Source organism: Acinetobacter sp. YH01021 (genome assembly GCF_013420255.1).
GTDB lineage: Bacteria > Pseudomonadota > Gammaproteobacteria > Pseudomonadales > Moraxellaceae > Acinetobacter.
The window spans coordinates 1-22237 of sequence record NZ_VOYO01000001.1; the positions used below are offsets into that span (position 1 = coordinate 1).

16 protein-coding genes and 1 pseudogene are annotated in these 22237 nt (G+C 41.6%); 12 read left to right on the forward strand and 5 right to left on the reverse strand.

Going from position 1 to position 22237, the window contains the following annotated elements; genetic code table 11:
* The 4 genes from FTT86_RS00005 to FTT86_RS00020 form a co-directional block, all read left to right on the forward strand.
* A partial coding sequence (locus FTT86_RS00005) for a transposase (RefSeq protein WP_147264850.1) occupies positions 1 to 287 on the forward strand: 287 nt, incomplete at its 5' end.
* Positions 288 to 435: 148 nt separating this feature from the next.
* Complete coding sequence (locus FTT86_RS00010; RefSeq protein ID WP_044112845.1) at positions 436 to 1674, forward strand: MFS transporter; 1239 nt, start codon at positions 436 to 438, stop codon at positions 1672 to 1674.
* 136 nt (positions 1675 to 1810) lie between these two features.
* On the forward strand, positions 1811 to 2929 hold the full coding sequence (locus FTT86_RS00015) for a porin (RefSeq protein WP_044112846.1): 1119 nt from the start codon (positions 1811 to 1813) through the stop codon (positions 2927 to 2929).
* A 147-nt stretch (positions 2930 to 3076) separates the two neighbouring features.
* Positions 3077 to 3778 (forward strand): HAD family hydrolase, encoded by a 702-nt coding sequence (locus FTT86_RS00020; RefSeq protein WP_180180339.1) that lies wholly within the window; start codon positions 3077 to 3079, stop codon positions 3776 to 3778.
* On the opposite strand, the gene FTT86_RS00025 is transcribed toward FTT86_RS00020, so the two are convergent.
* Complete coding sequence (locus tag FTT86_RS00025; RefSeq protein WP_004730345.1) at positions 3775 to 4452, reverse strand: DUF421 domain-containing protein; 678 nt, start codon at positions 4450 to 4452, stop codon at positions 3775 to 3777. The genes FTT86_RS00020 and FTT86_RS00025 overlap by 4 nt on opposite strands.
* Positions 4453 to 4935: 483 nt before the next feature.
* On the opposite strand from FTT86_RS00025, the gene FTT86_RS00030 reads away from it, so the two are divergent.
* The 4 genes from FTT86_RS00030 to FTT86_RS00045 all read left to right on the forward strand — a co-directional run bounded on the left by FTT86_RS00030 (position 4936) and on the right by FTT86_RS00045 (position 8768).
* Complete coding sequence (locus tag FTT86_RS00030) at positions 4936 to 5625, forward strand: carbonic anhydrase (RefSeq protein WP_180180418.1); 690 nt, start codon at positions 4936 to 4938, stop codon at positions 5623 to 5625.
* 111 nt (positions 5626 to 5736) lie between these two features.
* Positions 5737 to 6765, forward strand: a complete 1029-nt coding sequence (locus tag FTT86_RS00035) for a molecular chaperone DnaJ (protein ID WP_180180340.1) — start codon at positions 5737 to 5739, stop codon at positions 6763 to 6765.
* A gap of 206 nt (positions 6766 to 6971) precedes the next feature.
* Positions 6972 to 7289: an endonuclease domain-containing protein gene (locus tag FTT86_RS00040; RefSeq protein ID WP_180180341.1), complete on the forward strand. Its 318-nt coding sequence runs from the start codon at positions 6972 to 6974 to the stop codon at positions 7287 to 7289.
* A 42-nt stretch (positions 7290 to 7331) separates the two neighbouring features.
* Positions 7332 to 8768 carry a DUF2971 domain-containing protein gene (locus FTT86_RS00045; protein ID WP_180180342.1) on the forward strand — a complete coding sequence of 479 codons (1437 nt, stop codon included), beginning with the start codon at positions 7332 to 7334 and terminating at the stop codon, positions 8766 to 8768.
* Positions 8769 to 8815: 47 nt separating this feature from the next.
* Here FTT86_RS00045 and FTT86_RS00050 read toward each other — a convergent pair whose 3' ends face one another.
* Entirely contained in the window at positions 8816 to 11710 is a 2895-nt protein-coding gene (locus tag FTT86_RS00050; RefSeq protein WP_180180343.1) for a valine--tRNA ligase, read from the reverse strand.
* A 175-nt stretch (positions 11711 to 11885) separates the two neighbouring features.
* Here FTT86_RS00050 and FTT86_RS00055 point away from each other — a divergent pair, with 175 nt between their 5' ends.
* The 3 genes from FTT86_RS00055 (at position 11886) to FTT86_RS00065 (ending at position 14882) form a co-directional block, all read left to right on the forward strand.
* The gene (locus tag FTT86_RS00055; RefSeq protein WP_071850574.1) at positions 11886 to 12557 is read left to right on the forward strand and encodes a hypothetical protein; all 672 of its coding nucleotides are present in this window, start codon (positions 11886 to 11888) and stop codon (positions 12555 to 12557) included.
* Between the two features lie 20 nt (positions 12558 to 12577).
* Positions 12578 to 13384, forward strand: a complete 807-nt coding sequence (locus FTT86_RS00060; RefSeq protein ID WP_044112854.1) for an SDR family oxidoreductase — start codon at positions 12578 to 12580, stop codon at positions 13382 to 13384.
* Between the two features lie 223 nt (positions 13385 to 13607).
* Positions 13608 to 14882 carry a glutaminase gene (locus FTT86_RS00065; protein WP_180180344.1) on the forward strand — a complete coding sequence of 425 codons (1275 nt, stop codon included), beginning with the start codon at positions 13608 to 13610 and terminating at the stop codon, positions 14880 to 14882.
* A 121-nt stretch (positions 14883 to 15003) separates the two neighbouring features.
* Here FTT86_RS00065 and dhaK read toward each other — a convergent pair whose 3' ends face one another.
* Entirely contained in the window at positions 15004 to 16734 is a 1731-nt protein-coding gene (gene dhaK / locus FTT86_RS00070; protein ID WP_044112856.1) for a dihydroxyacetone kinase subunit DhaK, read from the reverse strand.
* A gap of 274 nt (positions 16735 to 17008) precedes the next feature.
* Between dhaK and FTT86_RS00075 the strand changes: the two are divergent.
* A pseudogene (locus FTT86_RS00075) lies at positions 17009 to 17197 on the forward strand (endonuclease domain-containing protein); the annotation flags it as partial.
* 7 nt (positions 17198 to 17204) lie between these two features.
* Here the strand turns inward: FTT86_RS00075 and FTT86_RS00080 are convergent.
* Together FTT86_RS00080 and metH are read right to left on the reverse strand one after the other, a co-directional pair.
* A complete protein-coding gene (locus FTT86_RS00080) occupies positions 17205 to 18104 on the reverse strand; it encodes a hypothetical protein (RefSeq protein ID WP_044112858.1) in 900 nt (299 codons plus the stop codon).
* Positions 18105 to 18238: 134 nt separating this feature from the next.
* Positions 18239 to 21925, reverse strand: coding sequence for a methionine synthase (metH, locus tag FTT86_RS00085; protein WP_044111640.1), 3687 nt, complete (start codon positions 21923 to 21925; stop codon positions 18239 to 18241).
* Positions 21926 to 22237: the final 312 nt, after the last annotated feature.

Below are 22237 nucleotides of genomic sequence, written 5' to 3' on the forward strand. Positions count from 1 at the left end.
ATTTAAAAGAGACAAAAGTGGTATGTGCAGATAAAGGCTATGATTCAGAACCACTGCGTGAACAGATCAGGAAAACAGGGACTAAAGCGAATATACCAAAGAAAACAAATAGCCAATCGAACAATGATCATATGGACTGGTATTTATATAAAATCAGGCATTTAGTTGAAAATATGTTTTGTAGATTAAAGCAATTTAGAGGAATAGCTACTCGATATGACAAGCTCAAAAGAAATTATCAAAGTTCTGTTGCTTTAGCCTGTATATTTTTATGGCTACCTTTATAGGGTTAATTATGAACAGTAAATGTCAACAGACCCTAATTTTTCTTTATTTTTTATTATATTAGACTGTTGTAAAATCCGGATCATTGGCAAAATGTATAGCATCTTAAATGCTGTTGATGCATTTTCACCTTAAGGACTTGGCCTAAATATGCGGAATACCTATATTTTACTGTTTTCGCTATATTGGGCACAGGGGCTTCCGGTCGGGTTTATGACGCATGCCTTGCCGGTCATTCTGCGGGCTGAAGGGGTATCGCTGGCGCATATCGGGGGCTTTGGCCTGTTAATGCTGCCTTGGTCGATTAAAATATTCTGGGCACCTTGGGTCGATCGACATGGATCAATCGCCAAAGGTCATTACCGTAGCTGGATTATTCCCCTGCAATGGCTGTCAGTTGCTGTATTGATTGGGCTCTCATTTCTACCGATTCAGGCCTTGAATCAGCCGCTGTATTTACTGCTGTTTTTTATCACGCTGTTGCTGATGAATGGCATTGGCGCGACACAGGATATTGCGACCGATGCACTGGCGGTCAATATTCTGAAAAATGAACAGCAATATTGGGGTAATACCTTTCAGGTCATCGGTTCACGACTGGGATTTATTGTCGGAGGTGGGGCCATATTATGGTTGCTAGATCTACTGCAATGGCAAGCCACCTTTTTATTATTGGCGGCTCTGGTCTTTCTTAATACTTTACCCATTTTATTATTTAAAGAACCGGATCATCTAAAAACCACCACGCAAACTTCTGAACAACCAGCACTCAGTAATATTAAAACCTATTTTCAATACTTCTGGTCGGATTCAACCTTGGCTGTCTGGTTACTGGTTTTATTGACCTTTAAAATCGCCGATGGTTTATCCGGGCCTTTATTAAAACCTTTAATGGTAGATCTCGGACTGAGCTTTAGCCAGATTGGCCTTTATGTCACCATGCTGGGAGCATTGGCTGCCTTGATTGGGGCAGGACTGGCTGGTTGGTGTCTGAAATACTGGTCGCGCAGCCGGAGTTTACTGATTTTTTCTGTTCTGAAAATCATGACTTTAATGGCTTATGCATGGCTGGCTGCCCAGTATGAAACCCAAAAAAAAGTAGAAAACTGGATGATATATCTGATTAATGCAGCCGAAGACATGATCTCAGCCATGCTTTTGGTGGTCATGTTGACCTTGGTCATGCAATACAGTCGCAAGCATCTGGCTGGTACTGATTTCACCTTTCAGGTGGCACTGATGGCTACGGTGAGTGGGGGACTTTATAGTCTGAGTGGTATTTTGGGAGATGCTTTAGGCTATCAAAATTATCTGAACCTCATCGTGATCGTGGCAATTATCTGTTTAATTCCAATTTTCCGATGGATGAAAGTTGCAGAAAAAGTATAAAATTTCTAAATAATCAACTGTTTGGTTAAATGTTAGCCTAAAGTACTAAATAGAATATATAAATATTAATTTAATAATTTTGTAATATAAGCGCCGTGTGTATTATTTGTTACAAAATAAATTAAGGATATTTTTGATGAAAACTAAGTTAGCAACAGCAATTGCATTCAGCCTTTTGGCGGGGACAACTTTTGCAGCACCAACTTTTTATGGTGAGATTGATGCCACAGTTGATTACTTACCGGAAGACAATGCTTCACCTGTGTCTGATCGTGACGTTATTGAACTGAATACTAATAATTCATTCTTGGGTTTAAAAGGTGAGGAGAAACTTACTGACCGTTTAAGTGGGCTTTATCAAGCTGAATTTACCTTCTATGTAGACAATGGTGGAAGCAATGATACATTCGTACCGCGTAATCTTTTAGTCGGTCTTAAAGATGAAAAGTTAGGTACAGTAAAACTAGGTAAAATCGATACGCCTGTAAAACAGCTTTCTTCAGTAGTTGATACTTTCAATAACTATGTTGCAAATAAAGCGGATATGGCAGGTATATTTACCGGTGAAAACCGTATCGATAATGTTGTCGTCTATGAAGCTCCTGGCTTTGCAGTCGGTGAAGGTAAACTAAAAGCAACTGCACTATTAGCTACAGGTGAGGCCGGTGGTATTAGCTCTTCTAAAGGCGGTGCTAAAGTTGCAGGCCGTGGCTTAGGTGATGCTTGGTCTGCTTCTGTAGTATATGACAGCCCAGTAGTTGTAGCAGGTGTTGCTTATGACAAAGCAATTCCGACTAACTTCTTAGGGCGCGGTTTTGATAATGCTTCTGCTCCAGAAGTAACGGGCGGTACTTTATTTGCTGCTGCAAATACCATTCGTGCAATTGGCCGTGTAAATCTAGATGGTGGTTTAGCGCTTAAAGCTCTTTATCAAACTTCAGAAGTGGCGGATGTGGATGCAGCTTCTAAAGCAGTTGATTTGCTTATTGATGATGCTCAAGGTTGGTTAATTGGTGCTGAATATAATCTTCCAAATGCAAAAGCTTGGACAGTTAAAGGTCAATACAGCCAAAACACTACAAGCTTCAAAGATAATACTGCCGATTATGAAGCACAGCAGATCTTTGTTGGTGCAGATTACGCATTTAGTAAACAAGTGAAAGCATATGGTTATGCCGGTTATCTAACACTTGAGCGTGGTTCTTTAGAAACTAAACAACCAGTTGTTGGTACAGGCTTAGAATACAAATTCTAATTTAGATTTTGTACTCTAAGAAAAGGCGATGCTTTGGCATCGCTTTTTTTATGCTTAAAACAACAAAACTTAGCAATTTTATGTCTGATCTAACGAGTTTCGGACTGTTACCATGATTGAAAGTTTCAGCATTTCGTTTTGAAAATTATGCCTATTCAAGCCGTTTTATTTGACCTCGACAATACCTTGACCCATCGTGATCTGACTGCACAGGCTTATAGCCGTTATCTGGCAGAATACTATGCGCCAGCATTGAAACAGGTCGATTCAGATAAAATTATCGAGATTGTACGGCGTATCGATAATGGTGGTTATCCTAAAAAGGAATTGCTCACGCATGGCAGTATCGGGGCTTCGGCTGCCTATGCCTTATTGCAGGAATTGTCCTGGTTAAATCCCCCAACCATAGATGAACTGGCCCATTTCTGGTTTAGCCAGTTTGGCCGTTTCGCCGTAGAAATGCCGGCAGCAGAGCAAGTATTAACGCAGCTGAAAGATGAGGGTTATCAGCTGGCCATTGTTTCCAATGGCGGACATGACACCCGTTTAAATACGATTCGGGGTTTGGGTATTGAACCTTATTTTGATGAGATCATCAGTTCGGGGTTGGTGGGTTTTAACAAACCACAGCCGGAAATATTCCAGATCACTGCAGAGCGTCTAGGCGTGCAGCCTGCACAGTGCCTGTATATTGGCGACCATCCCATTAATGATGTACAAGGAGCTACAGAGGCCGGAATGCATGCATTATGGATGCAAGGCTTTCATGCCGATGCCGAACATATCCGATATAAAATTCAGCAACTGCCGGAAATTTTTGCGCATTTGCAGTTACTGAATCAGACTTAAGTTATTCTTAAACAGTCAATCGTTTCGGCCCATTGCGAAGAATCACAGCGCGGACATTGCTGGTCGGCATGTGAAAGGGTTTGTACCTGTCCACAGTAAATGCAGGCATATAATTGCCCGGCCTTGACCTGTTGGACTATAGAGCAGGTTTTAGGAAAAAGTGGCAGCCCAGGCCGAACCTCATCCGATTTGAAAAACAGGATACTGAACTTACCGTCAGTTTCCAGTAAACCGGTGCGTACCTGACCCAGATGTTCTACGCCTTGCTGGCGCATTTCGGCAAAGAATTCATCATGTGACATTTTACCTTTTTTAATTTCTTCAACGACCAGTACGCCATCTTCCACGATATAAATCGGTTTACCTTCCAGCAGATCTTCGAACCACTGATATTTCATCATAAGCCAAGTGGTCAGACGGTACATGATAATAATCACCGACATCACCAGAACTGCCTGAATCAGGGGAATATCTTCGGTAAACATCGGGTCACCAGCAATCGAACCCAAGCTCAAAATGATAGCGACTTCGAAGATGGAAAGCTGACGTACCCCGCGTTTTCCAGTCAGGCGCAGAAACAGGATAATCATGGTGTACATCAGGGCACAACGCAGCAAAATTTCTGCGGTAAACTCCCAGGTGGTGTCATTTATAAATATCGTGGCCCAGTCCATTTAAATTCTTTATCCTCATTTTGCTCTTTGGCTCGAGTCTAGCAATATCGGTATTTTATTTGCTGCTGTGTTTATGTAAGTTTATGAATAAAGATAGATTCTATTTAAAAAAGAAGCTTGAGCTTAAAAATACAGCTATTTAATTTATTCAGAATAAGATAGAGATTTCATGTAAATAATACATAAAAAATCAGCAGATTAAATTTGAAGGAGATCACATTCTTTGCTGTCTATTTTTAAATCTATAAATTTTTTATCCATTTGAAATTTATCAATATAAGTTACGAATAACTTATTTTGAATATCTAGTAGTATTTAGAAATTTGTAAGCAAATCACCTCATTTCTATAAACATCTGTAGTTTGTGGCCTGAAAAATAGAGTGATTACACCAGGTTAATAAATTGTTTTTAAATTAGAAATTGTGATTTTTACTTCCAACAAGGGATGTATTGTGAAAAAAATATTCACGCTTTTAACGGTTATGGGTTTAAGTACAGCGGTCTGGGCAGATGCGGATTGGGATTATACTCAGCCTGAGCAATGGTCGACTTTGAGCCAGAAATATTCGGCCTGTAATGGTCTGAACCAGTCACCAATCAATATTGAGCGAACAGTGAAAGCAGAACTGGAGCCGCTCAAGTTCAGCTATAACACCATGATTCATGCGATCGAAAATAAAGGTCATACTGTTCAGGTGGATTTTGCGCAAGGTGGTGAATTGCAGCTGGATGGCGATACCTTTGTACTGAAGCAGTTTCATTTGCATAGTCCAAGTGAAAACCTGATTAAAGGCAAAAGCTATCCACTGGAAATCCATTTTGTCCATGCCAATGCCAAAGGTGAGCTGGCTGTCGTGGGGATGATGTTCGAGCAGGGTGCAGAAAGCCAGATGCTCAAACGCATGTGGAACCATTTACCGAAAAAGCAGGGCGAGAAAGTGGTTTTAAAGACCCCACAACCTGTAAATGCAATGTTGCCTAAGAATCTGGATTATTATCGTTTTAGTGGCTCGCTGACCACACCGCCGTGTTCTGAGGGGGTGCGCTGGCTGATCCTAAAAGATATTCAGCAGGCTTCGGCACAACAGATTGCAGCGTTCTCTAAACTTATGGGACATCCGAATAATCGTCCGATTCAGCCCTTAAATGGACGGGTTATTGTTGAAAATTAATTGATAACTCCATTAAGCGGACTGCGGTCTGCTTCGTTTATTTGCAGTAAATCAGCAGTCACTTAAAAGTTTTAGAGATAAAATAGCATTTATTTGCTTTGCATGTTTGCTATGTCTTTTGATTTGAAAACCACTGTTCAGCCCAATATTGAGCTTTCACCGCAGCAGAGAAAGCTGAACCGTCTGATTGATAAAATTGAACAGCAGCAGCTTGAACTGAAGCAGTGGCAGCAGGCGCAGGAACAGATTCAGCAATATACCTGTCAAACCTTGATGCCGGTCTATCATGAGTTACATACAGTGCTGTTTCAGCAACTGGAACAGTTATGGAAGCATTTGCATGAGGCAGAATTTTCCAAGACCGAGGCGACGCAGCTAGATGTTAAAATCCAGTATCTTGCGGCTTATTTAACCGACTCCCAATCTTTATCAAAACAACAGGCCGAGATTGTTAAGGAAATTTATAATTACTATCAACAGCATATTGAACATAGCCAAGCCAGAAAAAACAAAAAGCAAAGCATAAAGGATGTTGAGCTGTTCTTTGCTGATGACGATACTTCGGATCAGGTGGCACCTGAAGATTTTAGAGAATGGGATAGGGAAAAGTACAGTCAGGCACGAGAGCAAGCCAAGCTTAAACGCCAGCAGGAAAAACTGGAACAGGCTGCGAAGTTGGCAGAGCAGTCTTTAAAAACAGTGTATTTAAAAATTGCTGCAACCATTCACCCGGATCGTGAACCAGATAAAACTAAAAAAGTAGAAAAGACTGAGTTACTGCAACGCGCGAATGAGGCTTATGCAGCGCAAGATTTATTTTATTTACTGAAATTACAAATCCAGATTGAGCAAAATCGGGGTGTTTCACAAAAAGGGTTAAGTGCCGAGCAGCTAAATTTTTATCAACTGGCTTTAGATATGCAAAGCCAGAAACTGGATGGTCAAATGGAAGAAATTATTCAATCGTTGAGCTGGAATAAAAAAGGCCATATAGGCAAGGTGAAAATTACCGATTTATATAAGCAGGTGGATGCAGATACTTCAGCGATGAAAAAGCAGTTAAAAGGGGAGAAAGAACGGTTGAAGTATATGAAGAAGGTGAGTGGGGTAGAGATGTTGATAGAGCATCAAGTTCTTTAATTTCCCTCACTCCTTGCGAAGCAGTGCCTCTCATCCCATAGGGAGAGGGTGCTGCACGTGATTTTATAATTTCATCGAATCCAAAATGAAAGTTCCCTCTCCTGAGCAAGTTTTAAAGCACTGCTTTAAAACAAAGCGCAAGTGAGGGTTAGGGATAGGTTATGAAAATCTGTTATCCTCCCGCAAAATAATAAAAACAAAATCCCATGAACAAAAAACTCGATCCCCAACTACTTATCTTTGCCAAATCTATGCGCCACACCGCCACCGATGCAGAACAACTCATGTGGCGAATACTTCATGCCAAGCGTTTTATGAATCTTAAATTTCGTCGTCAGCATGTGATCAAACCCTATATTGTCGATTTTTACTGTCATGAAATCAGTTTGGTGATTGAATTAGATGGCAGTCAGCATGGAATGGATGATGCGATTGAATATGATGCTGAATGGACTATATTTTATAGGGTTCTAGAAAAATATATTTCAGACTTTTCAAAAATTCCTTTATTGTTAGTGGTTTAATTTGTATTATTATTTTTTATAAGATTAAAATAGGGGGCTAAATTGGCTAGTAAGGAAAAAGTTATAGAAAACTTGACTTATTTTCAAGATGAATTGGAATCTATTGATAACAAAAGTGATTTGATGGATTTAGAAGAAAAATTTACTTTCTCCGAAGATATATTAAAAGAATATGTTAAGGATCATTTGAAATCAGAAGGTGATCGAGCAGTTGAATATCGCGCTGCCCAATCAATTATTGGTTATAATAAACTGCTATTTATTAGATTGTTACTAAAAAAGAAAAAATTTAAAAAAGCAAAAGAAATTTTAGAAAGCTTTGATAAGAGTATTAATCATATAACTTATTTTCAATCGTATTTAGCTTATATTTTTTATAAGAATAAAGTTAGTGATAATTTAATTGATAAGTTTGAGGCAACTTTTGATAAAGTTATAAAGTCAAGTGTTTGGAATCTCGAGTACTTTATTAATATTTCGTATTTTGAAGAAATAGAAAATTTAGATAATGAAGATGATAAGTTCTTACTTTTAATTTTTTCTTTTCTAGTACTTCGATTTTTATATTTACTGAATGTTGAATTCGATGATGAAATCGAAAGAAAAGTGGCTCATTTCACCGATGTTAATGTTGCAAGATTATTGGTAAATGGAAAAACTCAGATTAGATTATCATCCACTGAGTTTATGAATGATCCTAAAGAGGGGGAACTGTTCTTTGATATTTTTGGATTGAAAAAATTTAGAGATGAATTGAATTATGAACAAAGTTTTCTTGCATGTTTCACTTTTAATCATAATTCTTTAAATCAGTTTAGACTTTATGGGAAGTTAGAAGAAAAAGAATGCACAGGTTTGAGTTTGGTAGTAAATAAAAATTTCTTTTCAAAAATGACCAATAGATATGATGACCAAAAAAGTAAAGGTTTACCACTATTCCGTTGTGTTTATATTGATCCTATTTCAAAACATATTGAATTAGCTAAAAGAAATAAGTTTTCATTTTATCAAGAATTTAGTAGCGGAGAAAAGGCTAAATCTCAACAAGAGATTGAGGATATGTGGGTTTCTTATAATGAAAAAATTACTAAAACTGAAAAAGTCTTAAGTAAAATATTAATGGATATGGAAGTAATTGTAAGCGAATTAGATTTAGAAAAAATAAAATTACTTAAACACATAAATCATTTAATTCAGCCTATTAGATTTTTGTTCAAACATTTTGCCTTTCAAGAAGAACAGGAATGTAGGATTTTAGAAATTTGTTCACTATCAGATACGAAAGTAGAAGCTGATTTTGAATCTGCGAAGACCTATATTAACTATCCACTAAAAATTGAAGATTATTTGACAAATGTATATATAGGTAAAGCTTTGGAAAAAAAATCAGTTTGTTTAACAAAAGAGATTTTATCTTTACAGCTTAAAGGAAATCCAAAAGTTAAACTAACAGACAATCCCTTTAGACTTAAAGAATAAAAAAATCCCCTCATTAAGAGGGGATTTTTTTGAATCAAACTACAGCATTACAGCGCCGCAATTTGCTCCATATTCGCTTTAATTTTCGCTAACTGATCAGCAAACTCAGCAAGTTTTACTTTTTCGCCTTCAACCACAGCCGCAGGTGCTTTTGCAACGAAACCTTCGTTAGAAAGTTTATTGGCAATTTGATCATGCTGTTTTTGAACCTTGTCTAAGTCTTTTTGCAGACGACCCAATTCCGCTTTCGGGTCAATCAAGCCCTTCATTGGAACGTAAACAGATACGTGACCCACTACAGAAGAAGAAGACAATGGTGGTTGCTCGCCATCAGCCAAGAAGGTGATGCTTTCTACTTTCGCCAATGCTTTAAACAATGCTTCAATACGAGTGATCTGTGCTTTTTCAGCTTCGGTGGTGTTTTGCAGAAGAACTGGTAATAAACGCGCATTACCTAGACCCATTTCACCACGGATGTTACGTACCGCACCAATCAAACCTTGAAGCCATTGCATATCTGCTTCAGCTTGGTCGTTCATCAACGCTTCATCAGCAACAGGGTACTGCGCAAGCATGATGGTTTCGCCAGTAATGCCAAGTTTAGGTGCAAGCGTTTGCCAGATTTCTTCAGTTAAGTACGGCATCAACGGATGCGCAAGACGTAAAGACGCTTCCATTACCGAAAGAAGAACACGACGAACTTCAGCTTTACGCTCTTCAGATACGTTTTCATCATTCAGAACTGGTTTAGTCAGCTCTACATACCAGTCACAGTATTCATTCCAGATGAACTCGTAAATTGCTTGTGCAGCCAAGTCTAAACGATACGTTGCAAACGCAGTTTGTACCGCAGCAGTCGCTTTTTGTAGACGGCTCACGATCCACTGTTCAGGTAATTCCCAAAGATCAGGACGTGCAGTTTGACCAACCGTTTGACCTTCAACATTCATCATCACGAAACGGGTTGCGTTCCAGATTTTGTTGGCAAAATTACGGTAACCTTCAACACGTTTCATGTCGAACTTGATGTCACGACCAGTGTTGGCAAGCGCACAGAAGGTGAAACGAACCGCGTCTGTACCGTAAGATTGAATACCTTCAGGGAATTCTTTACGGGTTGATTTTTCAATCTTCGCTGCTTGTTTCGGGTTCATCAAACCTGTTGTACGTTTTTGTACTAAGGTTTCAAGATCCACACCATCAATCAAGTCTAATGGATCAAGTACGTTACCCTTAGATTTAGACATCTTCTGACCTTCGCCATCACGTACCAAACCGTGAACGTACACAGTTTTAAATGGCACTTGTGGCGTACCATCTTCATTCTTCATGAAGTGCATGGTCAGCATGATCATACGTGCCACCCAGAAGAAGATGATGTCAAAACCAGTGACAAGCACATCAGTCGGGTGGAAGGTATTCAGGAAGTAGTTGGCTTTGTCTTTCGCTTCGTCGCCAGTCCAACCTAAAGTTGAGAATGTCCAAAGACCTGAAGAGAACCATGTATCCAATACGTCTTCGTCTTGGTTTAATTGAACATCGGCAGGGATGTTGTTTTTCGCCCGAACTTCAGCTTCATCACGGCCAACATATACATTGCCTTCCGCATCGTACCAAGCAGGGATACGGTGACCCCACCACAATTGACGCGAGATACACCAGTCTTGAATGTTGTTCATCCACGCCATGTACATGTTGTTGTACTGTTCAGGCACAAACTTAATGCGACCATCCTGCACCGCTTCAATCGCAGGTTTCGCAAGCGGTGCAATTTTTACATACCATTGATCTGTCAATAGAGGCTCAACAATCACGCCTGAACGGTCACCACGAGGTGGTTTTAATGTGTAAGGTTGGATCTGATCTAACCAGCCTTCAGTTTCAGCTTGTTCAACGATCTTCTTACGTGCTTCAAAACGTTCTAAACCAACATATTCGCTAGGTGCAGGAATAGTTTTAGAAATTTGCTCGCCCGCTTTCGCGATGTATTCAAACTCAGCCAACACTTCAGCATTTTTGTTGAAAATGTTGATGATTGGCAATTCGCAACGTTTACCCACTTCATAGTCATTGAAGTCGTGTGCAGGGGTGATTTTTACACAGCCTGTACCGAATTCTTTGTCTACATATTCGTCTTTTACGATTGGAACTGCACGACCTGTGATTGGTAAGATTATATTTTTACCTACTAGATCAGCATAACGTTCATCATCCAGTGCAACCGCAACCGCAGTATCACCCAATAATGTTTCAGGACGCGTCGTTGCAACTACGATGTGATCTTTACCATCGTGCGTGCGGAGTGACTTATCTTCAAAGAAATATTTGAAGTGCCACAATGAACCTGCTTCTTCTTTATCAGACTCAACTTCCAGGTCAGAAAGGGCAGTTTGCAGTTTTGGATCCCAGTTCACCAGACGTTTGCCGCGGTAGATCAGGCCTTCTTCGTGAAGTTTTACAAACACTTCTTTTACTGCGTTTGATAAACCATCATCCATCGTGAAGCGTTCACGTGACCAGTCAACCGAAGAACCTAAGCGACGGATTTGACGGGTAATGTTACCGCCAGACTGTTCTTTCCATTCCCAGACTTTTTCGATGAACTTTTCACGACCCAGGTCATGACGGCTAATCCCTTGTGCACCCAGCTGACGCTCAACCACCATTTGCGTTGCAATACCTGCGTGGTCAGTACCCGGTTGCCAAAGCGTATTTTTACCAGACATACGGTTGAAACGCGTCAAGGCATCCATGATGGCATTGTTGAAACCATGACCCATGTGCAGGCTACCAGTGACGTTTGGTGGCGGAATCATGATACAGAAAGATTCGCCTTTTTCAGACGGCTTAAAGTAACCACGCTCTTCCCAAGTTTGGTACCATTTTTTCTCGATCTCGGTCGGATCGTAGGTTGTCGCGATATTTTGCGCTGAGTCAGTCATAGTCTAAACAGATCAAAAGTGAATGAAAAATTGGATCTATTGTAGCAAAAAAAATAGTGCATGCGGCAGCTTAACCAAATGCAAACTTTAGCCAATTGGCATGTATAGCAACTCATCGTATGATAGAACGATAAAAAAACGCGACTCATCGCAGCATATCAAAAAGGATAATAAGATGAGCTATAGCATTTCCCTGAAGCTTCAGCCCGAAACCCATCAGCGCTTTAAAGACCTCCATTCCAGATTAAATGCGGGCGAGCGAGACAGTCTTGCCAGACCCTTAGGTGAAAATCTGGCCGATATGGCCTGTGAAATTATTGACCAGATTTTTGGTCAGGTGGTGCAGCTGGCCAAGTCACCGGACAGTGAGTCAGAAAAAGTGATTCAGCAGATTATGCATAACACCCGTAAATATATGCCGTGGTCGGTTTCGCTGTTTGGCAATGAGCGGCTGATGCCTATGGTGAACTATTTGCATCGTATGACCTATGAGCATCACGGCGATGCTTTTGTTCGATATCCGGTGGAAAAATTGCTGGTGATGGAGTTGCTCGGCTGTATTGACCAGATGAAAAATGGTAATCATCAATATGTATCACCCGCTTTAAAAGCCTTTACTCAGGTGGTCGATCAAGGGGTGACACATCTGATCCGTGAACCGAAAAAAATGTTGAAATTTAATGTGGTGGTCGATAAAACCTTGAATGGGGTGATTCATTTAACCACCCAGTTAGGCTATAAACGTTTTGACAAGCTCGGTAGCATCTATGATGCCGATACGATGAGTTATTATTTTGAGCATTTGCTGGCATTTCTGGAAGATGAAATGCAGCACCATATTCATTAAAACAAGGGAAAGAGGATTTCATGGCGAAAGTTGAAGACTTAAATGGAAAAGTGGTCTGGATTACCGGCGCATCTTCAGGGATTGGCAAGGCGATTGCACAGCAATGCGCTGCACTTGGGGCACAAGTGGTACTGACTGCACGCCGGCATGAAGAACTGGAAAATGTTCGCCACAGCCTTGCTCATCCGGATCAGCATATTTCTATTACGGCTGATATTACGGATGAAAGTCAGGTTCGTCATGCTTATGAACAGGTTTTGCAACAAAAAGGCCGGATTGACTGGCTGATTAATAATGCCGGTCTGAGTCAGCGCGCCCTGATTCGGGACACCACCATGCAGACTGAACGCGCCATTATGGAAGTCGATTATTTCTCGCAGGTGTTTCTCACCAAAATGGTATTGCCGACGTTTCTGAAACAAAAATCTGGTCGTATTGTATTTATTTCCAGTGTGGCAGGTTTGCTGGGCACGCAGTATCGCGCATCCTATTCCGCAGCCAAAGCAGCGATTCATATGTGGGCCAATAGTTTGCGTGCTGAAGTTGCTGATCGGGGCGTTCAAGTCTCGGTGATTTTCCCTGGCTTTGTTCAAACCAATGTGTCGTTTAATGCTTTAAATGGGGAAGGCAAACCGCAAGCTAAGCAGGATGAAGCGATTGAAAATGGGTTGTCAGCAGAGGATTTTGCCCGTCAAAGCGTACAAGCCTTGCAGTGTGGCGAAGAATATATTGTGATTGGTGGCAAGAAAGAAAAACTTGGCGTGCTGGTTTCGCGTATTTCACCCAAGGTGCTGTACAAAATGATTCGCAAGACCAAGGTAAAATAAATCACCCAGAGTAAAAAAGGGCAGGAGCGCCCTTTTTTATGTCTCTTAAAACATCAATAAAAATAACAAAACTTAAAAATGCCATTCATTTCTGGAGGATTGCCCGTACAGGGAATGCAGCCGATAACATTGATATGCAGAAAATTACCTTTTCACTCTGGTACTTAAGCCAAAAGCCGGTATGTTAATTAAAAATAATAGTGAATTGGAATAAGCTCATTCGATGAAAACCCCGGTGCCCGATTATCTCCAGCATGTATTAACGGTCTGTCATGATAATGATCAGGGCGCTTTGGCTGATTATATCCCTGAACTGGCAGCGGTAGATCCAAACAAGTTCGCTTTGGCGCTGACTACGGTGGATGGCACGATTTATTCCACGGGAGATGATGAAACCGAATTTACCATGCAGTCGATGTCCAAGCCTTTTGCCTATGCCTTGGCATTACAGCATTTGGGAATTCCAGCAGTACTGGAAAAGGTCGGCGTTGAACCTTCAGGAGAGGCTTTTAATCAGATTTCACTGGATAAAGAAACCAATCTTCCGAAAAATCCAATGATTAACTCGGGTGCGATCACCACGCATTCTTTGATTCCGGTACAAAAAGGCATTTCACGTGCGGAATGCTTGCGCCGTTTTTTAAGTGAGCTGGCAGGCCGTCAACTGGAATTCGACAAGCAGGTATATAAGTCGGAAGTCAAAACTGCATTCCGGAACCTATCGATTGGCTATATGCTGCGTACTGTAGGTGTGCTTGATTCGGATCCTGTGGAAATCGTCAATGGATACATCAAGCAATGTGCGATTAAAGTGACGGTCAAAGATCTGGCAAATATCTGTAGTGTGCTCGCCAATGGCGTTGTTCAGGCCAAAACGGGCAAACAGCTGCTAGAGCGTGATGTGGTGCGCCAAGTGCTCAGCGTGATGATGACCTGTGGCATGTATGATGCGGCGGGTGACTGGCTGACGACGGTGGGCATTCCTGCCAAAAGTGGTGTATCGGGCGGAATTATCGGGGTATTGCCTGGGCAGGTGGGAATTGTGGTTTTTTCTCCTAAAATTGATGAGCATGGGCATAGTGTACGTGGGGTAGATATTTTTGAGCGTTTGTCACGTGACATGGGCTTGCATCTGATGGAAGGGACGCCATCGGCACAGACCATTTTGCAAAGTCGTTATACTGTAGGTAAGAACAATGACATTGTCGTGTATGAGCTGCGCGGTGTATTGCAATTTACAGAATCCGAAATGTTGCTGCGAATTTTGCAGGATGAGCCAGACGCTCAAACACGTATAGTCATAGACCTGACCAATTTGACTTTGATTCATGATGTGGGTGCACGCATGTTATTTGAAGGTGTCAAACGTTTACAAGCGAATGGGCACAAAGTGGTGGTCATTGACTCAGAAGGCGTATTGGGTGAGGAACAGGTGAAAGGCAATAAGCGGGTAGTGGTGACAGAAGAGTTAGAGCGCTATTTAGAGAAGTTTAGTTAAGCCATACTTATAGGGATGAGTATGCCTTTCATTATTTGTGCTTTTAAACTTACTCAGTAGAAGAAATGAAATATAAAAAAGCCCCGAACAGTGTCGAGGCTCTTTTCAAATCTTGAAAAGTTTATTTAATATGCTCGGCAATGTCCGTAAAGATCACGCCTAAGCCATGTGCACCAGCATCTGGATAACCTAAGCTACGATCACCGACTGTACCGGCACGGCCCATACGCGCTACGATGTCTTTGGTAGATTCTGCACCTTTTACCGCAGCCTCTGCACCCAAGACAAAGTTTTCTTTAAACGTCTTGTCGGTATTGGCTGACCAAGAGTCTGCGCAAGGTACAAGTGCATCAATCAGGGTTTTGTCACCGACCACAGCACCACGACCAAATGAACGCTCACCAGTCACTTGAATACCTTTAACCGCAGCTTGCAGCATCTCGGCAAAATCTGCCACGCTTAGGGTTTGTTTCCCCTGAATGGCTTTGCTGGCTGAACGGAAAGCAGAACCCCAAATTGGCCCTGACGCACCGCCACAATGTTCCATAATAATCATGGAACTATTCAGCAGGAATTCATCCATGTGCTGCGCTTGAATCAGGCTTTGCCATTCGCGTTTCAGTTGTTTAAAGCCTTTGGCGACGCTCATACCAAAATCGCCGTCACCTGCATGGGCATCCAGCTCGCAGAATGGCACTTCGTTTTTGATGATGCAGGCCGCCATCACATCGACCACATAACGCATGTTTTCAATCGTGAATTGCTCGTTCTGAATTTCAGCATGTTCTGCTTGGGTTTCAACTTCGGTATTGGCGGTTTGTTTTGCTGCTGCATCTTGTGCTGCAAATTCAAATGGTAGTGCAGGTGAGCCATCAAGCTTTAAGGCAGGGGTATTGGCTTCCGCATCCAGATAGGTTTTCAGTTCATCATCCACAGCAAGTAATGAGACCGATGCACCATTCATGTCGATACTGGTCATGTAGTTGCCAACAAATGTACGGTAAATCTTGATGCCTTTGCGCGCCAAATGTTCGCACACATCGTTATTAAAGACATACAGCTCTTGCATTGGTGTTGAACCAAAGCCGTTCACTAGAACAGCAACTTCTTGCATGTCAGGACGATCGAGGAATAGGTCATCGACAATACGTTGTGCCAGCTCCTTGGATGGCAGGATTTTTTCACGACGAATGCCGGGTTCGCCGTGGATGCCGACGCCGTATTCCATTTCATCATTCGCCAAGGTGAAGGTGGGTGTGCCTTTGGCAGGAACGGTACACGAGCTATAGGCGAAACCAAGACTAATCACGTTATCCGCTGCTTTTTGAGCCACAACTTTGACTTCCGCAAGCTCTAAACCTTTTGACGCTGCTGCACCTGCAATTTTATGTACAAATACAGTACCCGCCACGCCACGACGGCCGACCGTGTAGAGGCTGTCCTTGACTGCAATATCATCTGCTACTTTTACATAATCGACTTTAATGCCATCTTCTATAGCTAAAGCTGCACCATTCTGGAAATTCATCATATCGCCAGAATAGTTTTTAATGATCATGAGCACGCCTTTGTCTGTTGCGACGTGTTGGAGTGCTTTATAGACCTGAATTTGCGAAGGTGAGGCAAAGACATCGCCACATACGGCAGCATCTAACATGCCTGCACCAACAAAGCCTGCATGTGCTGGTTCGTGACCGCTACCACCGCCACTGATCAGTGCAACATTGTTGTGTTTTTCTTTTCTTGAGATGATTTTATAAGATTCGTTAAAGCTCAGTTCAGGGTGTGCTAGTACAAAGCCTTTGCACATTTCGACAACCAGGTTTTCAGGGTTGTTGAGGAGTTTTTTCATGGAGGAGGGCCTTCACGTATTCTGGGAGATGTCTAAAGTCTTATTATTATGGAAAGTTATTGAGATTGCTGAATTAAAAATGTAAAAACGGATGATTTAGGGTTTGATGGGTTAGAAAAGGGGCGGTTTTTGATGTATATATTTATGATAAGAATCCCCCTAAATCCCCCTTTGTTAAAGGGGGACTTGTCGCGAATTGGATGGTGGCTTTGGATTCATGAAGTCCCCCTTTTCTAAAGAGGGGCTAGGGGAGATTCAAAAAAGAGAATAAAAAATGAAACCCTACAATAAAAATTTAAAACAAGCCTCGCGAGATTTACGCAATAACATGACCGACGCTGAAAAGTTGTTGTGGTCACGGCTTCGTAACAAGCAAATCTTGGGTTTACAGTTTTATAGGCAAAAGCCGATTTTGAATTACATTGTGGATTTTTACTGTCCTGCTGCCAATTTGGTGATTGAAAATAAATTTAAAATATACTTTCATCATTAACTCGAATTAGTAGGATTTTTTTTGCACCAAAATTTAATTCGTAGTTAAAGTTTTTAGGAATTTGATTATCTAAAGGAGTATCATGATTTATATCGATAACTTTTAGTAAATCATTAACCAATGATGAATTAGGAAGAGATTTTAAATTACTAATAATCCATCTAGAGATTGAATTATTAATGTGTATAGGGGTACCCACTTGTAAGTTATATAGTTGAACTAAAAAATTATGTAAACTAGTAGCTTCTAAGCATTCTTTTTCTGAAAATCCAACAAATTGACGTAATAAATGCGAGTTCAAAGAAGTTCGATTAACAAATAATTTTCCTGATCTTTGAGTATAAGTGATTGGTAAAGATAAATGTTCTGCACTTGCATAATATAGATCAAAGTCCCCAGATAAATCTTTATGGAAAAAACCAAATGAACCAATCGATTTTAGTTTAGCAGAATTTAATAAATCAGCAGGAGGGTTGAATTTGCCATAGCCTTTTATTAGTGGTAATTGATTTAATAAAAACCACTGCTCTAGGTTGGCTTTCCATTTATGAGTTTGAACATCGGATACTATTGTATTCTCATACTTTGCCTGTAAATAAGTTAATCTAGCTTCTCTTGAGTTAAATGAAATAAGAAGAAGATCGGATAACTCACATCTGGCAGAGGATCGAGCGTAAGTACCATTACCTGTGAATGTAACCTGATGATTAGTTCCGTGATGTTCTTCTATATATACATTTTTCTGAGTAGCATTTTTAAAAGACCAAAGTAGTGAGCGAAAAAGAGCAATTTCTCCCCCTTTGATCTTATTCAGATTATTGTTTTTTTTAAAATTAGAAACAATGTTAATAGCGAATTTGGTACTGTTTATACTCATTTTTATCTTAAATTAAGTAAATTTTGCCTGATTCAGTTAAAGATCCCCTCATAAGAGGGGATTTTTCATATTCGATACGAATGGATTCTTCCCCTTTATCAAAGGTGAGAAGCATCGCTTCGCAAGGAGGGGGATTAAACCACAGAATCATCCAAATTCGGCGCTAACCAACGTTTCGCCTCATCTAACGTCCAACCTTTACGCTTCGCATAATCTTCCAACTGATCGCCAGAGATTTTACCCACGTTAAAGTATTCAGTTTCAGGGTTTGCATAGTAGAAACCACTGACTGATGAAGGTGGCCACATTGCAAAACTACTAGTTAAGTAAGTTCCGATCTTATCAGTCGTACCTAACCAATCAAACAGCGGCGCTTTTTCAGAATGTTCAGGACAAGCAGGGTAGCCCGGTGCAGGACGAATACCGACATATTTCTCTTTGATCAATTCTTCATTAGAAAGCTGTTCGTCTGCCTGGTAGCCCCAGAACTCTTTACGAATACGTTGGTGCAAGTGTTCTGCAAATGCTTCTGCAAAACGGTCGCCCAAAGCTTGAACCATAATCGCGTTATAGTCATCACCTTTGGCTTTGTATTCTTGAGAAAGTTCTTCCGCACCAAAGATCGACACGGTAAAACCACCCAAGTAATCCTGCGCCACATCTTTAGGGGCAATAAAGTCAGCCAAAGAGTAGTTTGCTTTACCTGTGACTTTGTCAGACTGCTGACGAAGGTGCTCAAAGCTGTGTGTTACATTGCCATTTGCATCAGTCACCGCAACGGTATCTGCTGCGACACGGTTTGCAGGGTAAATACTGAAGGTTGCACGCGCATCGAAACGTTTGTTTTCGATAATGTCTTTCAGCATTGCTTGTGCTTGTTCATACAAGTCACGCGCGGCTTCACCCACCACTTCATCTTCTAGGATTTTCGGGAATTTGCCCGCTAGACTCCAGGAAATAAAGAACGGTGTCCAGTCAAAATATTCCACCAAAGCTTCAAGCGGATAATTGGTAAAGGTTTCTGAACCAATGAAGTTTGGTTTAACCGGTGCATTCTTGTCGAAATCGATCTTGAAGCCGTTTTCGACTGACTCTTGATAAGACAATTTCGCCGCTTTCGGTTGCTTGTTCGCAAGACGGGTACGAATTTTTTCATAATCCGCTGCATAGTCAGCCAAAAGTTTTGGTTTCATTTCAGGAGAGAGCAACTGCGTTGCTACACCCACAGCACGCGAAGCATCCGCGGTATAAAGCACGCCATCATTATGATATTGCGGTGAGATTTTCACTGCGGTATGCGCTTTAGAAGTCGTCGCACCACCAATCATCAGTGGAATGTTAAAGCCTTTGCGCTGCATTTCTTTGGCAACAAAGACCATTTCATCCAGAGACGGCGTGATCAGACCAGACAAACCGATGATATCGACTTTTTCATCAATCGCAGTTTGCAGAATCTTCTCGCATGGCACCATCACGCCCAGATCCACGATGTCATAACCATTACAGCCTAATACTACGCCAACGATGTTTTTACCGATGTCGTGTACATCACCTTTCACCGTAGCCAGCAGGATTTTACCTTTAGCTTCAGCTTGGGTTTTCTCGGCCTCAATGAACGGGTTCAACCACGCTACAGCCTGTTTCATCACACGTGCAGATTTGACTACTTGTGGCAAGAACATTTTACCGGCACCGAACAGATCGCCGACTACGTTCATACCCGCCATCAATGGACCTTCAATCACATCCAGTGGACGTGTAGAGTTTAAACGAGCTTCTTCAGTATCCTGGTCGATATAAGTCGTGATGCCTTTTACCAATGCATATTCAAGCCGTTTTTCAACAGACTCATTACGCCATTCCAGATTTTCTTCGGCTTTTTGCGTACCACTTTGACCACGGTATTTTTCAGCAACCGCAAGTAGTTTTTCGGTTGCTTCCTGACCGCTTTCACCCTGGTTCTGGTTTAAAACAACATCTTCAACCGCTTCTTTCAATTCTTTATCGATGTCATCGTAAATCGCCATCTGACCGGCATTTACAATACCCATAGTCATGCCTTGCTGAATGGCATGGTACAGGAACACCGAGTGAATCGCTTCACGTACCGGTTCGTTACCACGGAACGAGAACGATACGTTCGACACACCACCAGAAATCATCGCATTTGGCAGGTTCTGTTTAATCCAGCCAGTCGCTTCAATAAAGTCCACGCCATAGTTGTTGTGTTCTTCAATACCGGTCGCAATCGCAAAGACGTTCGGGTCAAAGATAATATCTTCAGAGGGGAAGCCCACTTCATTCACCAGAACATCATATGAACGCTTACAGATTTCTTTTTTGCGCGCAGCTGTATCGGCCTGACCATCTTCATCAAATGCCATCACGATCACCGCAGCACCATATTGACGGCAGAGGCGGGCACGTTCGACAAACTCGTCATGACCTTCTTTCAGGGAAATCGAGTTCACCACGGCTTTACCTTGCACACATTTCAGGCCTGCTTCGATAATCTCCCATTTAGAAGAATCCAGCATGATTGGTACACGTGAAATATCCGGCTCAGAAGCAATCAGATTCAGGAAATGCACCATCGCACCTTGTGAATCGAGCATACCTTCATCCATGTTGATGTCAATGATTTGTGCACCGGCTTCAACCTGTTGACGGGCAACATCAAGCGCTTCGGCGAAGTTTTCTTCACGAATCAGACGCAGGAATTTTTTCGAACCGGTGACGTTGGTACGTTCACCCACGTTCACAAACAGTGAATCTTTGGTGATGTTAAATGGCTCTAAACCGCTTAAACGACACGCCGGTTCAATTTCAGGAATTTGACGAGGGGTAATGCCTGCAACAGCATTTGCAATCGCGCGGATATGATCCGGCGTAGTACCACAGCAACCACCGGTAATATTAATTAAGCCACTTTCAGCAAATTCTTTAATGAAGGCCGCAGTTTCTTCAGGTGTTTCATCATAACCACCAAAGGCATTTGGCAAGCCAGCGTTTGGATGTGCTGAAACAAAGGTATCGGCAACGTCAGACACGGTTTTCACGTGTGGGCGCATCGCATCTGCACCTAGGGCACAGTTAAAGCCGATAGATAACGGCTCTGCATGGCGCATCGAGTTCCAGAAGGCTTCAGCGGTTTGACCAGTCAATGTACGACCTGATGCATCCGTGATCGTACCTGAAATCATGATTGGCAGTTCATAGCCTAATTCTTTAAAGACTTCTTTTACTGCAAAGATGGCAGCTTTGGCATTTAAAGTATCGAACACAGTTTCGATCAGGATGATGTCTGCACCACCTTCGATCAAGGCCTTGGTCGATTCAATATAGTCAACTTTGAGTGCATCAAAAGTGATGTTACGGAACGCCGGATCATTCACGTTTGGAGAAATAGAAGTGGTACGCGATGTCGGACCAATCACACCGGCTACAAAGCGTGGTTTTTCAGGCGTTGAATATTTGGCACAGGCTTCTTTGGCCAGACGCGCTGCTTCACGGTTAATCTCGGGAACCAGATCTTCCATGTGGTAATCCGACATTGAAACGCGGGTACCGTTAAAGGTGTTGGTTTCAATAATGTCGGCGCCAGCTTCCAAGTAAGCTTCATGAATGCCTTGAATGATTTGTGGCTGAGTCAGCACCAGCAAATCATTATTACCTTTGAGATCATAGGCCCAGTCAGCAAAACGCTCACCACGATAATCGGCTTCTTCCAGTTTATGGCGCTGGATCATGGTACCCATCGCACCATCGATAATTAAAATTCTTTTGGCAAGAAGTTCTTTTAAAGTGGTAAGTGTAGACATTCAAACTTTCTCAGCAGAAATCAAAAAAAACGACGCTAATCTTAGCAGATTAGTTGGCTGATTTCTGCTGAGATTGCTCAGAATGATGGATAAGCATGATATGAAAATTTGATAAGTCATCTAGAAAAACAACAAGTTTTAACATGCGGATCAGAAAATAATGCAATCTCGAATCTGATTCGATGCCTTACAGACAAGAAACAGGATCAGAAAATTAAGCTGATGCTTTCATTCATGAAATTATCATATTGATGGCTTATGCTGTGCAAATGAAACTTTTGCTCTGCTTGATGACAGGTAGGGCATGAATCG